We start from the raw sequence: 17,268 nt of genomic DNA on the forward strand, positions 1-17,268 counted from the left end.
CGCTCCCCCTGGCCGCTTCGCGTCCTCGCATCGCTGGCGCTCTGGGTCGCTGCGCTCCTGGCGAAGGGCTTCGCCCCTCGCGCTCCCTGACATGGCCTCGCTTCGCTCGGGCTGCGCTCGCTTCGCTCGGTTCCACGTGGAGGTAGCCCCGATGGACGTGAGGTCCGGAGGGGACGGGCATCGTCCCCTCCGGACATCCGGACGGTTTACGAGGAGTAGACCTCGAATTCCGAGACCTGGCCCGCGGGCCAGCCGGTGTTCGCGGTGATGGTCAGGCGCAGGTAGCGCCTGCTGGTGGCCGGGAAGGTGATGGTGGCCGTGTTCCCGGTGGCCGGGTTGAAGGTGTACGCCGCCGAGCCGACGACGTTGGTGAAGGTGGTTCCGTCTGTGCTGCCGAGGACGGTGAGCGTCTGGGTGCGGGTGGCCCAGGCGGTGGCCGGGGGCAGCTTGAGGACGATGCGGCCGACGCTGACCGAGGAGCCGAGGTCGACGGTGATCGACTGCGGGAAGTTGTTGTTGACCGATTCCCAGTAGGTGCCGGCGTTCCCGTCTACGGCGTTGCCCGACGCGTATGTCTGCACGTGGCTGGTTTCGGTGGTCGGCCGGCCCTGCGCGAGGTTGCTGACCGGAACGGCGGCGCCGGTGCCGCTGAGAGCGACGGTCAGCGGGCCGTTCGGGTCGTTGCTGGCGACGCTCAGGGTGCCCGTGCGGGTGCCCGTCGTGGTCGGGGTGAAGGTGACGTTGACCGTGCAGGACGCGCCGGCGGCCAGTGAGGCGCCGCAGGTCTTGGTCTGCGCGAAGTCACCGCTGGTGGCGACCGTGCCGAGCGTCGCCGTCCCGGTGCCGGTGTTGGTGACCGTGACGGCCTGCGCGGGGCTGGTGCTGCCGACGGTCCTTGAGGCGAACGACAGGCTGGCGGGAGAGGCCGTCAGGTTCACGGTCGGGGGCTGGTCGCCGCCGCCCGGGAAGATCTGGAACTCCGCGACCTGTGCCGCGGGCCAGCCGGTGTTGGCGGTGAAGTTCAGCCGGACGTACCGCGTGGCGGTGGTGGTCAGCGGGATCGTGACGGAGTTGCCCGTCGCGGGGTTGAAGGTGTAAGGGGCCGATGGCTTGAGCGTGGTCCACGTCGTGCCGTCGGTGCTGCCCTGGACCGACAGGGTCTGGGTCCTGGTCGCCCATGCCGCGGGCGGGGGCAGCTTCAGCGTGATCGAGCCGATGCTCTGCGTGGAGCGCAGGTCGGCCTGGAGCCACTGCGGGAAGGCGTTGTTCGCCGACTCCCAGTAGGTGGCGGTGTTGTCGTCGTTGGTGTTGGTCTGCGGGTAGCCGCCGGAGGAACTGCCGGCGGTCATCGCGGCGCCGAGGGCGAGGTTGGTGGTCGAGGTGACGGCGTTGCCGGACAGTGCCACCGACAGGGGACCGTTCTCGTCGTTGCTCGCCACCCTGAGCGTGCCCGTGCGGGTGCCGGTCGCGGTCGGGGTGAAGGTGACGTTGACCGTGCAGGACGCGCCGGCGGCCAGGGTGGCGCCACAGGTGTTGGTCTGCGCGTAGTCACCGGTGACGGTGACGCCGCTCAGGGTCGCGGCGGCGCTGCCGGTGTTGGTGACGGTGACCGCCTGCGGCGGGCTGGTCGTGCCGGTGGTGCGCGTCCCGAAGGACAGGCCGGTGGGGTTGGCGCTCAGGGTGACGCCGTTGACGCTCCTGCTGACGAAGTCGGTCCAGTTGACGTTGATCAGCGCGCCGGTGTCGGTGCTGCCCGCCGGCCTGCGGACGACGAAGTACAGCGGCCCGCTGGTGGTGGGCGGGTTGGTGAGCGTGACCGGGAAGTTCTGGTAGGTCTGCCAGCCGCCGGTGCCGGTCACCGTGGCCCTGCCGACCAGCGGACCGTTCACGGCGCCCGACCGGATCTCGATCGTGCCTCCGGCCGAGCCCGAGGCCGCGCGGAAGGTCAGGCGCTCGATCGCCGACAGGTTGACCGGGTCGTGGCTCCAGTAGTCGCCGTCCTCGATGGCGGTGAGGTTGTGGAAGCCGCCCTGCGTGTCGGAGGTCGTCTCCACCCGCGCACCGGGGTCGCCGGCGCCGGTGCCGTCGGGGGCACGTCCCGTCGCCGTGTAGAACTCGGCCTGCTTGTGCTTGGGCTGCAGCAGCACCTGCGCCCTGGTGGTCAGCGGACCGGAGGATCCGGTGCCGCCCTGGTCGGTGTAACTGGCCTCCAGCACGTAGAAGACGTTGTCGCCGTCGCTGTGCCCAGAGGACAGGGTGGTCTGGACGGTGCCCGAGCAGCCGGTGTACTGGTCGAGCGGGTGGCCGTGCGAGTCGTGCCCCAGGAAGGCCTGGAGCTTGACGTTCGCGCAGTTGACGGTGCCGTCTTCGGGGTCGGTGACCGTGACGGTGAAGTTCACCCGGTCGCCGAAGTTGAAGAAACCGCCGTTGGGCGGCAGATTGAACCTCACCGTGGGCGCGGTGTTGCCGGCCACGATCGGCACGTTGGCGGTGGCGGTCGCGCCGCCCTGGTCCTTCACGGTCAGCACGGCGGTGAAGTTCCCCGCCGTGGTGTAGGTGTACGTGGGGTTCGCCTGCGTGGAGTCGACGCTGCCGTTGCCGTCGAAGTCCCAGGCGTAGGTGAGCGGCGTCCCGTCGGGGTCGGCGGATCCGGCGCTGGAAAACTGCACGGTCAGCGGCACGGGGCCGGCGGTCTTGTCGGCCTTGGCCTGGGCGGTCGGCGCCCGGTCGCCCTTCGTGTAGTCGATCCGGTAGATGCCGGAGTCGGTGTTGTTGCCGCCGAAGCCCGAGCCCCACTCGATGACGTACAGCGCCCCGTCGGGGCCGAACTTCATGTCCATCGGCTTCTTGAAGCTCATCGTGCTCAGCAGGGGGTTGATGTCGACCAGTTGCGAGCCGTCGGCGCTGAGCTGGAAGGAGTAGAGGCGGTTCTGGTTCCACTCGCCGAAGACCGCCTTGCCGTCCCAGTAGGCGGGCCACTTGCGGGCCGACACCAGCGCAGGGTCGTAGCGGTAGGCGGGCCCGGCATGGGGTGCGCCGCCGCCGCCGAGTTCGGGGAAGGCGGGGTCGGCGGAGTAGTGGTAGTAGACCGTGGCGGCCTTGGCCGCGGGCAGGTCGGTGAGGCCGGTGTTGTTGGGCGAGTCGTTCTTCGGCGCCGCGCAGTTGAACGGCTGCTTGGAGGTGTTCGTCGCGAAGTCGAAGTCGACGTAGGCCTTGTTGTTGCCGACGCAGTAGGGCCAGCCGTAGAACCCCGGACCGTTGAGGATGTCCCACTCGACGGTGTTCTCCGGGCCGCGGGTGGCGCTGGGCTGGCCGGCGTCCGGGCCGTAGTTGGCGACCAGCAGCTTGTGCGTCTTGGGGTCGATGCCGATCCGGAAGGGGTTGCGCAGACCCATCGCGTAGATCTCCGGGCGGGTCTTCGGCGTGCCCGGCGGGAACATGTTGCCTGCGGGGATGGTGTAGGTGCCGTCCGGCTCGGGGTGGATGCGCAGCACCTTGCCGCGCAGGTCGTTGGAGTTGGCCGAGGTGCCCTGGGCGTCCCAGCTCGACCGTCCGGCGCGCTCGTCGATCGGGGTGTACCCGTCGGAGGCGAAGGGGTTGGTGTTGTCGCCGTTGGCGAGCCACAGGTCGCCGGTGGCCTTGTCGAACACCATGCCACCGCCGTGGTGGCAACACTCCGCCCGCTGGACCGGCACCTCCAGCACGACCTTCTCGCTGGCGAAGTCGAGCGTCAGGTCTGGCCTGACGGTGAAGCGCGACAGCCGGTCCACGGCGGTGGACTGGGGCGAGTAGTACAGGTACATCCAGCGGTTGGTGGCGAACGCCGGGTCGAGGACCATTCCCAGCAGGCCGCTCTCGTTGGCGTTGAAGACGTTCAGGTGACCGGAGGTGACCACGCCGCCGCCCGGCTTGACCGCTTTGACGTCACCGCTCAGGTCGATGTAGAAGACGGTGCCGTCCGCGGCGACGTCCAGCATCATCGGGTTGGAGGTGTTGTCGTCGATGGTGACCTTGGCGAACGACGAGCCCAGGCTCGCCGAGCAGTCGGCCGGCGCCACGCCCGCCGCGGTCTGCAGGCCGCCCAGCAGCATCTTCAGGAAGTTGGGCTCGGCGAAGGACTCGTCGGTGTGGCCCAGCGCGGTGTACCAGGAGCGGCCGCCGTCGTAGTTCTGGCACCAGGTGGTGGGATGGTCGGCGCCCATCGTGCCGCCGCTGTAGCTGGTCTCGTCCAGGGAGGTCAGGACGTGGACCGCGGCACGGGGGTTGGTGCGGAAGTCGTACCACTCGTCGGTGCGCGTCCAGCGGGCGGGCAGCCCGGCCGTGGAGGGGTGCGCGGGGTCCTCGACCTTGACGACGGCCTGCTGCGGCGCGGGGTGCTGCTTGAAGTAGGCGCCGACCAGATTGCCGTACCAGGACCAGTCGTACTCGGTGTCGGAGGCCGCGTGTACGCCGGCGTACCCGCCGCCGCCCTTGATGTACTGCTCGAAGGCGGTCTGCTGGGTGGCGTTCAGCACGTCACCGGTGGTGGAGAGAAAGACCACGACCTGGTATTTGGCCAGGTTGGCCGCGGTGAAGGCGGCGGAGTCCTCGGTGACGTCGACCGTGAAACCCTGTTCCTGGCCGAGTTGCCTGATGGCGGTGATGCCCGCCGGGATGGAGGTGTGCCGGAAGCCGGCGGTCTTGGAGAAGACCAGCGCGGCGAACGGCGGTCCGGCGGCGGCCTGCGCCGGACTCACCTGGGAGGGGATGAGGAGGGTGGAGACGAGCAGCAGCAGGGCGGTGAGAATTCTTCTCATGCCGCACCTCGCGCGCTGCGCAGGTGAACGTCCATGTGCATGTGCATGTCGACCTGACCTCACAGCTCAGTCAGGCAAGGCGCGCGCCGCCACGCTGATTGCCCTGGGGGGTGATTCGAGGGTCGGAGTGTGCCGACTCCGTCGTGCTGTCGAACGGTTGTAGGGCGTGCCAGGAGCAGCACATTTACGCGGCGGACGCTAGCCAATGCGGTTTTAACACGTTCATGCCAGGCGTGTATAGACACGAGATGACCCGAGGCTGTGCTTGAGCGTTTCTCGAAAAACCCCGAAGTTACCGGTCGCGCCATTCGCGACAGCGGCCGAGGAATAGGGTCAGAAGCTCATTCATTCCGCTCGGGCTGGTCGCCGACTTCATGGTGCCGGTGCTCAGAAGGACGCCCTTCGTCAACGAAGTCGAGGCGCCGCCGGTCAGAGCGGCTTGTCCCGAAAGCCTTCCTGGACGGCGGCGAGTGCCGTGGTCAGGTCGGGATGGACGGGGAGCCAGTCGGCCATGCCCGTCAGCCAGAGCACGCGGGTGCGGCGGGGGTCCCCTCCGTAAACGGAGAGCATGCCGCCGTTCTCGCGGGCGGCGCGATGTTGGTCGCTGATCGTGCCGAGACCGCCGGAGTCGAGGAACGTCACCCCCGACAGGTCAAGAATGAGTCGTGTGCCGGGGGCGGCCAACGCCTCGTTCAGCGCGGCGGCGAGAATCGATCTCGTCACCGCGTCGATCTCACCTTCGGGTGCCAGAACGCCGATCCCGTCCTCCCGCCGGGACGAAATGTGCAAGCGGGTCTTCATTGAACGCGCCTCTCCGGGGGTCGCCGATGGCACTGTCCCCCCGAGCCCACTGTAGGACAGACTGCAACGAGGAGGTGCTAGTGGCAGAGCAGGCGGCGGCGCGCGCCATGAACGCCGTCCTCATGAGCGGTGGCGTCACGGGTGCCATGATCGCGGCGCAGGACTGGTCCGGCACCCCGCTCGGCCCCGTCGACACCTGGCCCGCCGGCCTGCGTGGCGCGTTGGACGTGTGCCTGGGCAGCGAGATTCCCCTGTTCGTCCTCTGGGGGCCCGACCTCACCCACCTCTACAACGATGCGTTCATACCGATTCTCGGTGAGAGGCACCCGTCGGCGCTCGGCACGCCCGCCGAGGAGACGTGGCGTGAGGTGTGGGACGTCCTGGGGCCCATGCTCACTGGAGTCGTGGCGAGTGGGCGAGCGGCTAGCGTCGAAGACCTGTTGGTGATCACCAGCCGCCACGGGTCTCCCGAGGAGGCCTACCTCACCTTCACCTGCGGACCCATCAGAGACGCCTCCGGCGCGGTTGCCGGTGTTTTCGGCGTCGTCAGGGAAACCACCGGCGAGGTGCTCGGCGACCGCCGTGGGGCGATCTTGCACCGGCTCGCCGAGCGCACCATGACCGCGGTCTCGGCGGCCGACGCGGCCGAGATCGCCGCCGAGGTGTTCAGCGGCCACCCGATCGACGTTCCGTTCGCACTGATCTATCTGCTCGCGCCTGATCGCAGCACCGCGACCCTGGCCGGTGCCGCCGGGCTACGTCCCGGGGGCCGGTTGAGCCCCCTCACCGTCGACCTCGCCGCGTCCGAGACGGCCTGGCCGCTCGCCGCCGCGCTCACGGGCGCGGTGGTGGCTCCCTGCCCGCCGAGCCCGGAGCTGCCGCCTGCCCGTGCGGGCTTCGACCCCGTCGGGCATGCCCTTGTCCTGCCCCTCGGCTCGTCCGGGGTCCTCGTGGCCGGGCTCCACAGCGGACGCCCGCTCGACGACGACCATCGCACCTTCCTCGACATGGTCGGCGGTCTGGTCGCCGCTGCCCTCGGCAACGCCGCCGCGTTCGACCACGAGCGCCGGCGCGCGGAGGCCTGCTCGCGGTTCCTGGGGGACGTCAGTCACGAGTTGCGCACTCCGCTCACCCTCATGCTGAGCCCGCTGGAAGACGTCCTCGCCGACTCGACCGGGCCCCATCCGCGTGACCGCGACGGGGTGGAGCTGGCGTACCGGAACGCGTTGCGACAGCTCAACCTGGTGAACGAACTGCTCGACTTCTCGCGCGCCGACGCGGGGGCCGTCGAGCCGAGGCCGCAGGCGGTCGATCTGGCCGGGCTCACCTCCCATTTGGCGGACCTGTTCCGCCCGGCGATCAGCCGCAGCGGTCTCACCTTCGACGTCGACTGCTCGCCCCTCCCTCAGCCGGTGTCGGTCGACCGCGGCATGTGGGAGAAGATCGTTCTCAACCTGCTGTCGAACGCGTTCACGTTCACGTTCGAGGGTGGCGTGCGGGTTTCGCTCGACCTCGACCCTGAGGGGTCGGTACGGCTCCAAGTCGCCGACACGGGGACCGGTATCCCACCCGAGGAAGTGGGCCGCCTGTTCGAGCGCTTCCACCAGGTGCCCGGAGGAAGGCCCCGCCGCGCTGAGGGCAGCGGCATCGGGCTGTCGCTGGTCCGGGAACTCGTCGAGCTGCTCCAGGGGAGCATCGACGTGGCCAGCGAGCCGGGCGTGGGCAGCGTGTTCACGGTGACGATCCCCTTCGAGCCCGTCAACGGGGCCGTGGAGCCCTATACGACCGCGCCGGAGACAGCGGCCTTCATCGAAGAGGCGACGAGCTGGACGGCGGGACAGCCGCCCGTCGAGCAGGGCCCGGTCGAGGTGCTCGTCGTCGACGACAGCGCCGACATGCGCGCCTACCTGACCCGGGTCCTGGCGCCCCACTGGCGCATCCACGCCGTCGCCGACGGCCGTCGTGCGCTGGACTTCCTGGAGGCCGCGCAGTCGCCACCCGAGCTGGTCCTGACCGACGTGATGATGCCCGACCTCGACGGGTTCGCCCTCCTCAAGGCCATCCGCGCCGCCGATCGCCTTCGCGGCATCCCTGTGATCATGGTGTCGGCACGGGCCGGTCAGGAAGCCCTGATCGAGGGACTGGACGCCGACGCCGACGACTACCTGGTCAAACCGTTCACCAGTGCCGAACTGATCGCCCGCGTGCGCACCAACCTGACGACCGCGCGCAGCCGCCGCCACGCGGCAGACCGGATCAGGGCCCTCTCAGCGGTCGCCCAGAAGCTCAGCGGCAGTCTCCAGCCCCGTCACGTCGCCGAGATCCTCGCCGAACACCTGGTTCCCGACTACTCCGACGGCTGCTCGGTGTGGTTGCCCACCGAGGACGATCCCGAGGCGCTTCGCCTCGCCCATCTCGCCACCGGGCCGCGACTGTCTCCCGAGTCGCGCCACGCCCTGTCGGAACCCGGGGAGGGGGCCGCCGGCACCCTCGATCTCCCGTTCGAATATGCGGACGCGACCGGACAGCGGACCGCGATGTTGCGGCTCGCCTCCTCCTCGTTGGGGTTCGACGAGCGGGTCTGGCTGCGCGAACTGCTCGACGTGGCCGGGTCGGCGCTGACCAACGCGGCGAGCTACCGTCATGAGCACGGCATCGCCCTGCAACTCCAGCAGTCCCTGCTGCCCATGGCCCTGCCGGTGTCCGAGCGGTACAAACTGGCTTCCCGCTACCGCGCCGGCGCCGCGGGTCATCAGGTCGGCGGCGACTGGTACGACGCCTTCCACCTGCCCGACGGACGGCTCGGCGTGACGATCGGCGACGTGATCGGCAACGGCATCCAGGCCGCCGCCCTGATGGGCCGGGTACGCAGCGCCATGCGGGCCTACGTCCTGGAGGGCATGCCGCCCGCCAGGGCGATGGAGAAGGTCAACATCTTTCTCGAGAGCGTCGGCCGCAACCAGTTCACCACCGCGTTCTCCGCCGTGTACGACCTGGAGACCCGCTGGCTCGAGTTCGCCAACGCCGGCCACCTTCCCCCCGTCCTCGTCGCCGGCGGAAAGGCCGAACTGCTCGACGTCCGTCCCAACCTGTGCCTCGGTCTCCAGACGACGTTCACCTACACCGGCCAGCGGGTGCGGCTGGCGCCCGGGTCGACGCTCCTGCTCTACACCGACGGCCTCGTCGAGCGCCGTGACGAGTTCCTCGACGACCGGCTCGCGCAACTCCGCGACGCCTTCGCGGGCTTCTCCGGAAGCCACGACGAGATGGGCGATCACGTCCTCAGGGCGATGTCGGTGCCCGCCCAGCACGCCGACGACGACATCGCGCTGCTGACCCTGTCCGTCTGAGGTCGCGGCCGTCAGGCGATCCCCATCCGGGTGCGCATGCGCACGGTCGACCGTCCCACGCGTCGGGATATGACCACTTCGTCGCAGATCTGGTGGATGAGCCACAGGCCGCGCCCGCCACCCTTCGACGGCGGCGGTGGCGGCCCGGCTCGTAGGTGCGCCGCCGTCAACTCGCCCTTCTCGTCACTGACCTCGATCACCAGGTCGGTGCCGTCATGCCACATCGTCAGCTCGCCGCGGCCCCCGCCGTGTTCGATGACGTTGACCACTGCTTCGTGCACGGCGAGTGCGAGATCTTCGAGCCGTTCACCGGAAATGCTCGCCAGCCGCGCGCCGCGCTTCACGTGTTCTCGCAGGGTGCTGTAGTCGTCGCTGATGGCCCACCGCTCGAAATTCGCTCGTGGCATCGGCTCCGACCTCCCCGCGGCAGTGCCGCTCTGTGCTTCTATCCTCATTCGGCGCGTTGATACGCGCGGACGGGTCAAAGCACTGCCCGGCCGAACCTTCGGGACATGGACGCGATCCCCAGGTGAGTGACCACCTTGTCACCGCGTGATGGGTGCTGTCGAGACCGTAGCGTGACAGACCTGTTCGTACACGGTCACCGCGCCTGTGGCGTCGTCACCGCGAAGCTGACGCGATCGCGAAGGCGCGTTTGACGTACTCCCACACCTCCTCGTCGACCAGCCCTTTCGTGGCCTGCGCAGCTCCTTGGGCGTCGAGCTTGGCGTACATCGACGACAGCACCGACAGATCACCGCCCGCCATGTCGCGGGCCACGGCGCTCCACCGTCCGGCGAGCTCCTGGACGCGGGGGTCGGCCGGATCGACCTCCTCGGCCACGCAGGCGCGCAGCTCTTCGACCACGTCGGCCAGGGCGGACCGCCAGGTGGCGAGCTTGTCGGCATCGTGCCGCCGGCGTAGGCGGGCGAGTTGCTCGGGAGTGAACGCGCTGGACTGGGTCATGGACTTCATCACCTCGATCAGTTGTCCTGCCGATGGCAGGGGAGCCAGGCGCAGCAGGCCGGCCAGGAGCCGGCGCAGCCGCTGTGCGTCGGCGATGCGGGTTTCCACGCGGGCGAGCTGTTCTCGCACCATGGGGGCGAGGTCGGGCTCCTCGTCGAGCGCGCGGGCGATCTCCGGGAGGGGGATGCCGAGTTCACGCATCGCGACGATGCGATAGAGACGGCGCACGTCCTCCTCGCCGTGGCGGCGATGGCCGGAGGCCGAACGCTCGATGGGCGGCAGCAGCCCGATGTCCTCGAAGTGCCGCAGCGCCCGTGCCGTCAGGCCGGTGACGGCGGTGAGTTCGCCGATCCTCCAGTGCCGTATCTCCACGGTGGCGACGTTAGAACTTCACGTCGCGTCAGGTGCAAGGCCCGTCAGACGGTGGCGTAGCCGGACAGGGCGGGCTCCAGCAGGTCGAAGGCCCGGGTGGCTTCGGCGGCGACGATCTGGGCGATCTCGTCGTTGGGGTGGCCGGCGAGGGTGAGCGTCTGGATGCGGTTGAACAACACGCGGTGGACGGTGCCGAGCAGGCCGGCGGCGGTCTGGACGGTGATGTCGTCGGGCCGGCCGCCGGTGGCCTCGGCCAGGGCCCGTGCCAGGTGGTGTTCCCGCTGGTCGTGCAGGCCGCGCAGGCAGGCGCTCAGGGTCGGGCTGTCGGCGATCATGCGGGCGAACTGCGGGCCGGAGAACCCGGCTACCGGGTCCTGGACGGCCACGACGTCCAGGAACGCGCGGCGCAGTGCGGCCAGCGCCGACTCTCCCGGGTGCCGGCCGGCGACGACGTCTGCCAGGGAGGCGGCGAACTGTTCCTTGTGGTCGAGGGCCAGGTCTTCCTTGTAGGGGAAGTAGTTGGTGACCGTCTTCTTGGCGACGCGCGCGGCGGCGGCGATCTCGGCGATGGTCGTCTGCTCGAAGCCCTGCGCGATGAACAGCCGGGTCGCATGGTCGGAGATCAGTTGCCGGGTCTCCTGCTTCTTGCTCTCGCGGAGCCCGGTCGCAGCCGGTGTCTGGGTGCCCATGGACGCAATCTTACCCTCGTAGCATCTTTATGTTGACACCTTCGAGGCTCTTTGGCTAAGTTTACGTCCGTAGCAAGTTTGCGACGATAGAACCTAGCAAGGGAGACTCGTGCAGTTCACCGCCTCCACCGTTTCGCTGACCGTCGACGACGTCGCCGCCACCCAGGAGTTCTTCACCGCCCACCTGGGCTACCAGCTCCAGCAGGCCGCCGACGGGTTCGCGTCCATGACCCGTCCCGACGCCTTCGACGTCGTCGTGCTCGCCCGTGGCATCGAGGTGCTGCCGCCCGAGCAGCGCGACCAGCGGGCCGGCGGCGTGATCCTGGCCTTCACCCTCGACGGCGGCCTGCGGGAACAGGAGCAGCGGCTGCGCGACGCCGGTGTCGAGATCACCATGCCGCTGCGTCAGGAGCCCTGGGATGAGCGTCTGTTCCAGGTCACCGACCCCAACGGGGTGATCGTCCAGTTCGTCGAGTGGGTCGCCCCCGACCCCGCCTGACCTTTCCCCGCCGAGCCGAAAGAGAGCCTCCTGTTGCGCAAGCTGGTGTACTACATCGCCGTCTCCCTCGACGGTTTCATCGCCGGTCCGGACGGGGCCGACCCCACCGGCCCCGACGGCTTCTGGCCGCTGCCCGCCGACTACATCGGGCACATCGCGGCCCACTACCCCGAGACCCTGCCCGCGCCGGCTCGCGCCGCCCTGTCGATCACCGCCGAAGGCACCCACTTCGACACCGTCCTGGAAGGGCGGCGCAGCTACGAGATCGGCCTGAAGGCCGGCGTCACCGACGCCTACCCCCACCTGCGGCACCTGGTCTTCTCCCGGACCCTCGCCGCAAGCCCCGACCCCGCCGTCGAGCTGGTCGCGACCGATCCCGTGGCGACGGCACGCGACCTCAAACGGCAGGACGGCAAGGACATCTGGCTGCTGGGCGGCGCCGAGCTGGCCGGTGCGCTCTACCGGGAGATCGACCGGCTGATCCTCAAAGTGGGCGCACTGACCATCGGCACCGGCATCCCGCTGTTCTCCGGCGGCTTCGACCCCCGCGCCTGGAAACTCACCGATCACACGGTGCTCGACAGTGGCGCCGCCTTCTTCACCTACGACCGCTCCGCCGATCAAGGCTCCGGTCCGGAGTGAGAGGGCCGTTCGCGAGCCGACCGGGTCTCAGGACGACGCGCGAGTCGGGTGTCGGCGCCAGATGTGGGCGTTGCGCTCGGCGAACTCACGGAAGGTGGCCGGGCGCCTGCCGGTGACCCGCTCGACGTCCCCGGTCGGGACGGATCCGTGGCCGGAGATGATCGTGTCGGTCAGCCACCGCAACATCACCGCGTAGTCGGCGGGCAGGCCCGCGGCGATCGCCCCGCCGATCCAGGCGTCCTGGTCTAGGTCGTGGTAGGCGACCGGCTCGCCGCGCACCGCGCCGATCACGGCGGCGACCTCGTCGAAGCGGAGGGCCTCGGGGCCGGTGAGCGAGTACCGCGCGCCCGCGTGGGCGGCCGGGTCGAGGAGGGTCTCGGCCGCCACGGCCGCGATGTCGTCGGCGTCCACGAAGGCCTCGGCGCCGCCTCGGCTGGGCACCATGATCGCGCCGTTGATCAGGGGGACGTGGTCGTCGGTGAAGTTCTGCATCACCCATGCGGCGCGCAGGACGGAATGAGTGAAGGTCCGCCGGGCCGCGAGGTCGGCCTCGACGGCGGCGATGTGGATCTCCGCCGGGGCTCGGTCGGCGTTGTGGGCGCTGAGGAACGTCACGTGTCGGACGCCCGCCTTCTCGGCGAGGTCGAGGAAGCCGGTGACCTGGTCGGCGTAGGCGACACGCGGCACGGGGGTCACCAGGTAGAGGCGGTCGACGCCGGCCAGCGCCTCGTGGTGGGTGGCCGGGTCGTCCCAGTCGAATCGGACGTCGGCTCCGTTGCGGGCCGCGGTGCGGGTGGTGACTCCCCGCTGCCTTAGGCGTCTCGCCAGTGCGGAGCCGGTGCGGCCGGTGCCGCCGAGGACGAGGGTGGTGTTGGTCATGGCTCAATGCTCGATGTCACAGGTGAGCTGATCCATGGGTGAAAAGCTCGATTCACTACGCGAAACGCTCATCGGATTGACCGCGACGCGCTTTGCGCGCAGCCTGTGGTCGTGGACCTGCTGTACGACCATCTGATCCGGGCCCGCGCCACCGGCGCCGTCTTCGCGCGCACCGTGGCCGAGCCGCCGTGGGGAATGCGGCTGAGCGGCTCGATCCAGCTCGGGGTGCACGCGGTCGTGCGGGGCCGGGGATGGCTCTGGACGGACACTCCCGGCAGCGCGGTGGAGCTCTCGCCCGGGACCGTGGTGCTGGTGCGCGGCGGTCCCGACCACTACGTCGGAGACCAGCCGGGCGCCCACTGCGTGGGACCGGAGGAGTTCGGGGCCCGGCATCCACTGACGGAGGTCGATGAGAGCCCCCGGGCCACGGTCTTCCTGTGCGGCGCCTACCGGTTCTCCGGCGAGGTCGGCAGGGCGCTGCTCGACGCACTGCCCCAGGTCATGACCTTGACCCCGGCGCTCGACGACCCCCTCCGGGACGTGATCACCCTGCTGTCCCGCGAGCTCGGCAGGACCCGGCCCGCCCAGCAGATCGTGCTCGACCGGCTGCTCGACCTGCTTCTCGTGCTCGCCATCCGCAGCGACTTCGAGCAGAACACGACCGCGCCGCGCTGGTACCGGGCGTCGGCCGACCCTCGGCTGGGCGCCGCGTTGCGGGCCATGCACGAGAACGCGGCCCACCCGTGGACGGTGCCGGAACTGGCCGCGATCAGCGGGTTGTCGCGGGCCGCCTTCGCGCGGGCCTTCCAGGAGAAACTCGGTCAGGCGCCGATGCGCTACCTGACCGAGTGGCGCATGACCCTCGCCCGCGACCACCTGCGCGACGGCGACCTGAGCCTGGCGCGCGTCGCCGAGGCCGTCGGCTACGCCTCACCGTTCGCCTTCACCGCCGCCTTCCGCCGCCACCACGGCAGCCCGCCCGGAGTCTGGCGGAAGGCGGAGCAGACGGCCGCCGCGGTTCACCGGCCGGCCCTGCTCCATTCGGCGAGCCTGCGCAGCTCCTCCACCGACGGCGAGCCCGTGGCCGCCGGCTGGCCTTCTTCCGCGACCCGTGGGGGAACATGATCGAACTCTCGGAGACGCTGCCCGGCGCGGGCGCCTGACGCCCGATCGTTTGCCTGGACATTACGGGTCCGTGCCCAGGTCAGCGCGGTAATGCGCCCTATCATCGAGGTTTCTATGTTGCGGGCGTTCTTCAGGACCGAGGCGGGCAGCACGAGTGTGCTGCTCGGGGCCACCCTTGCGGCGCTGCTCTGGGCCAACTCCCCGTGGGGCGACACTTACGAGGCGTTCTGGCACCTTCAGGCCGGGTTGTCCTTCGGTGACGCCGTCTTCTCGCTCGATCTGCGTCACTGGGTCAACGACGGGCTCATGACGCTGTTCTTCTTCCTGATCGGCCTGGAGATCTCCTACGAGGTGCGTCTCGGCCAGCTCACCGACCGGCGGCTGCTGGCCGTCCCGGCGGTCGCCGCGTTCGGGGGGCTCGTCGTGCCGGCGGTGGTCTACCTGGCGTTGAACGCGGGCGGGCCGGGGGCGGGTGGCTGGGGGGTGCCGATCGCCACCGACACGGCGTTCGTGCTGGGGGTGCTGGCCGTCGTGGGGGCACGCTGTCCCGAGCCGTTGCGGGCGTTCCTGCTGACGCTCGCGATCGTGGACGACGTGCTGGCCATCATCGTCATCGCCGTCTTCTACACCGAGGACCTGTCGATGGCGTCGCTGTTCACCGCGGCGGCGCTGCTGGCGGCGATCGTGATGTTGCGCTGGTTGAGGATCTGGCGGGCGCCGGCGTACATCGTGCTGGGGTTCGCGTTGTGGGTGGCGACGCTGGAGAGCGGGGTGCATCCCACGTTGATCGGCATCGCGCTCGGGGTGCTGGTCTTCGTGTACGCGCCCAGCGACTACAAGCTGCTGACGGCGGGAGAGGCCGTCCACGAGTTCACCGCCGACCCCAGCGCCCGGGGGGCCCGCAGGGCGGCGCGGAAGGTGCAGGCGGCGGTCTCGGTGAACGAGCGGCTGCAGCTCAGGATCAGCCCGTGGAGCAGCTATCTGATCGTGCCGGTGTTCGCGCTGGCCAACGCGGGCGTGGTGCTCGACGCCGAGTCGCTGCGGCGGGCGGTCACCTCGCCGATCACCATCGGCGTGGTGCTCGGGCTGCTGTTGGGCAAGTTCGCCGGCATCGCGATCGGCACGTGGTTGCCACTGCGGCTGAAGTGGGGGGCGCTGCCGGGCAACCTGGTGTGGGGGCAGTTGCTCGGCGGCGCCGCCGTCTCGGGCATCGGGTTCACGGTGTCGTTGTTCATCGTCGGGCTGGCGTTCGACGATCCGGTCGTGCAGAGCCAGGCCAAGATCGGCATCCTGGCAGGCTCGTCGTTGTCCGCGCTGACCGGCTGGTTGATCTTCCGGATGGCCTGGGACAGGGGCGGCGTGTGCGCACCACCGGAGGCGGACCTCGAACCGGTCGAGGAGGTGCCGGTCGTGCTCTCCGAGCCGGTAGGCCCCGACGACCACGTGCGCGGCCCGGCCGTCCACAAGGTCACGATCGTCGAGTACGGCGACTTCGAGTGCCCCTACTGCGGACGCCTGCACCCGATCTTGGAGGAACTGCTGGCCAGGCACCGGACGACCCGGCTGGTGTTCCGCCACTTCCCGCTGCGCACCATCCACCCCAGGGCGGTGCCGGCCGCGCTGGCGGCCGAGGGAGCGGCGGCCGACGGGAAGTTCTGGGAGATGCACGACGTCCTGTTCGCCAACCAGCGTTTCCTGACCGACGGCGACCTGGCCCGCTACGCCGCCGACATCGGGGTCGAGCCCTGGCCGGACGTGCCGGCCCGGCTCGCCAGGATCGGGCACGACGAGGAGACCGGCCGGGCCAGCGGAGTGCGCGGCACCCCGACCTTGTTCATCAACGGCCTGCGCTACCAGGGCGGCATGGACCTGGAGTCGATCAGCCGGGCGATCAGGGAGGCCGAGCGGCAACCCTGACCGTCAGGCCTGTTCACCCTCCGGTCTGCTCACCACGTGGGCGTCGGGTCCGGGGAACACCAGGGACTCGTGGTCGTCGCCCGTCCAGCGCACCAGGTAGGGAGGAGAGCCGTCCGGGTGGCGCACCTCGGTGATCACGCCGATCTTCCGGGGCTCGTGGTCGCTGCTGCCCTCGACGATCAGCCGGTCTCCCATAGCGGCCTTCATCGTTGTTCTCCTTTCTCGACGCGCCTTTTCATCCATCGTCCGTCCGGGCACGCCCACGGCCTATGCGGTGGACGCCAAGAGACCGGAAAATGCCGTCGGCAGAAGGACAAAGCCCTTTGTGGCGGCCGGGACCGGCGGACGAAAGTGGAAGGAAGACCCGAAGAAGGACACGAGACATGGTTCCGATCATCGTCGTGGGCGTGGACGGATCAGCTCCTTCGCTCGCGGCCGTGGAGTACGCGGCCGAGGACGCCGCACGCAGGCACGCCGCCCTGCGGATCATACACGCGCGGTCGGCGGCCGTCCGGGACGCCGAACTCAACGCCGTGCAGGAGAGACACCACCAGGAGGTGCTCGCCGAAGCGCAGCGGCGGGCCTGGGAGTGCGCCCCGGACATCCGGATCAGCGCCCAGCTCGTCGTGGGCCCACCCGCCGAACGCCTGAGGGAGGCGGCGCACGACGCCGACGAGGTCGTGATCGGCAGCCGTGGCAAGGGCGGCTTCGCGGGGTTGATCCTCGGCTCGGTCAGCCTGTCGATGGTGGGTCACATCCCCGGACCGGTCGTCGTCGTCCGCAAGCCCGCCCAGCGGATCTACGGAAAACTCGTCGTCGGGTACGACGGAGGCGACGAGTCGGAGACGGCGCTGGAGTTCGCCTTCGCCGAAGCCGACCGGCGCGGCGCCCGCCTCAAGCTCGTGTACGCGTGGGAACCGCCGTCGTTCGCGGCCTCCGCCGTCGTCTACGGAGCGCTGCTCCAGCAACTGTTCGACGAGCGCATCACCTTCGTGTGGCAGCAACTCGCGCCGTGGACGCGGAAGTACCCCCACATCCCGGTCGAGCGCCTGGCCACCTGCGGTCACCCCGTCTTCCTGCTGTCGGAGGAGTCGCGCACGGCGGATCTGGTGGTCGTCGGCTCACGCGGGCGGGGCACGTTCGCCTCGACCGCCCTCGGCTCGGTCGGCCACGGCCTGCTGCACCGCGCCCACTGCCCCGTAGCCGTCGTCGCGGAGGAGGGCCGGCGATAG

General features: G+C 69.9%; 13 protein-coding genes. 6 read left to right on the plus strand and 7 right to left on the minus strand.

Annotated elements, in window-relative coordinates:
- Positions 1–206 precede the first annotated feature (206 nt).
- Positions 207–4,796 (minus strand): ThuA domain-containing protein, encoded by a 4,590-nt coding sequence (locus tag QSK34_RS14985; protein WP_285584472.1) that lies wholly within the window; start codon positions 4,794–4,796, stop codon positions 207–209.
- Between the two features lie 429 nt (positions 4,797–5,225).
- Positions 5,226–5,597, minus strand: a complete 372-nt coding sequence (locus QSK34_RS14990) for an STAS domain-containing protein (RefSeq protein WP_285584474.1) — start codon at positions 5,595–5,597, stop codon at positions 5,226–5,228.
- Between the two features lie 80 nt (positions 5,598–5,677).
- Between QSK34_RS14990 and QSK34_RS14995 the strand changes: the two genes are divergently transcribed.
- Positions 5,678–8,947, plus strand: a complete 3,270-nt coding sequence (locus tag QSK34_RS14995) for a SpoIIE family protein phosphatase (protein WP_285584476.1) — start codon at positions 5,678–5,680, stop codon at positions 8,945–8,947.
- An 11-nt stretch (positions 8,948–8,958) separates the two neighbouring features.
- On the opposite strand, the gene QSK34_RS15000 is transcribed toward QSK34_RS14995, so the two are convergent.
- From QSK34_RS15000 to QSK34_RS15010, 3 genes are all read right to left on the minus strand, one after another.
- The gene (locus tag QSK34_RS15000; RefSeq protein ID WP_285584478.1) at positions 8,959–9,402 is read right to left on the minus strand and encodes an ATP-binding protein; all 444 of its coding nucleotides are present in this window, start codon (positions 9,400–9,402) and stop codon (positions 8,959–8,961) included.
- Positions 9,403–9,568: 166 nt separating this feature from the next.
- The gene (locus tag QSK34_RS15005; protein ID WP_285584480.1) at positions 9,569–10,285 is read right to left on the minus strand and encodes a MerR family transcriptional regulator; all 717 of its coding nucleotides are present in this window, start codon (positions 10,283–10,285) and stop codon (positions 9,569–9,571) included.
- A 44-nt stretch (positions 10,286–10,329) separates the two neighbouring features.
- Positions 10,330–10,974 carry a TetR/AcrR family transcriptional regulator gene (locus tag QSK34_RS15010; protein WP_285584482.1) on the minus strand — a complete coding sequence of 215 codons (645 nt, stop codon included), beginning with the start codon at positions 10,972–10,974 and terminating at the stop codon, positions 10,330–10,332.
- 109 nt (positions 10,975–11,083) lie between these two features.
- Between QSK34_RS15010 and QSK34_RS15015 the strand changes: the two genes are divergently transcribed.
- Positions 11,084–11,473 carry a VOC family protein gene (locus QSK34_RS15015; RefSeq protein ID WP_285584484.1) on the plus strand — a complete coding sequence of 130 codons (390 nt, stop codon included), beginning with the start codon at positions 11,084–11,086 and terminating at the stop codon, positions 11,471–11,473.
- A gap of 33 nt (positions 11,474–11,506) precedes the next feature.
- Entirely contained in the window at positions 11,507–12,115 is a 609-nt protein-coding gene (locus QSK34_RS15020) for a dihydrofolate reductase family protein (RefSeq protein ID WP_285584486.1), read from the plus strand.
- Positions 12,116–12,142: 27 nt separating this feature from the next.
- Here QSK34_RS15020 and QSK34_RS15025 read toward each other — a convergent pair whose 3' ends face one another.
- Complete coding sequence (locus QSK34_RS15025) at positions 12,143–12,994, minus strand: NmrA family NAD(P)-binding protein (protein WP_285584488.1); 852 nt, start codon at positions 12,992–12,994, stop codon at positions 12,143–12,145.
- A gap of 111 nt (positions 12,995–13,105) precedes the next feature.
- Here QSK34_RS15025 and QSK34_RS15030 point away from each other — a divergent pair, with 111 nt between their 5' ends.
- Positions 13,106–14,119 (plus strand): AraC family transcriptional regulator, encoded by a 1,014-nt coding sequence (locus QSK34_RS15030; protein WP_285584490.1) that lies wholly within the window; start codon positions 13,106–13,108, stop codon positions 14,117–14,119.
- Positions 14,120–14,233: 114 nt separating this feature from the next.
- Complete coding sequence (nhaA, locus tag QSK34_RS15035; RefSeq protein WP_285584492.1) at positions 14,234–16,036, plus strand: Na+/H+ antiporter NhaA; 1,803 nt, start codon at positions 14,234–14,236, stop codon at positions 16,034–16,036.
- Positions 16,037–16,039: 3 nt separating this feature from the next.
- Here nhaA and QSK34_RS15040 read toward each other — a convergent pair whose 3' ends face one another.
- Positions 16,040–16,243, minus strand: a complete 204-nt coding sequence (locus QSK34_RS15040; protein WP_161480828.1) for a DUF1918 domain-containing protein — start codon at positions 16,241–16,243, stop codon at positions 16,040–16,042.
- A gap of 176 nt (positions 16,244–16,419) precedes the next feature.
- Between QSK34_RS15040 and QSK34_RS15045 the strand changes: the two genes are divergently transcribed.
- A complete protein-coding gene (locus QSK34_RS15045; protein WP_285584496.1) occupies positions 16,420–17,268 on the plus strand; it encodes a universal stress protein in 849 nt (282 codons plus the stop codon).

This window comes from Herbidospora sp. NBRC 101105, from assembly GCF_030269205.1.
GTDB lineage: Bacteria > Actinomycetota > Actinomycetes > Streptosporangiales > Streptosporangiaceae > Herbidospora > Herbidospora solisilvae.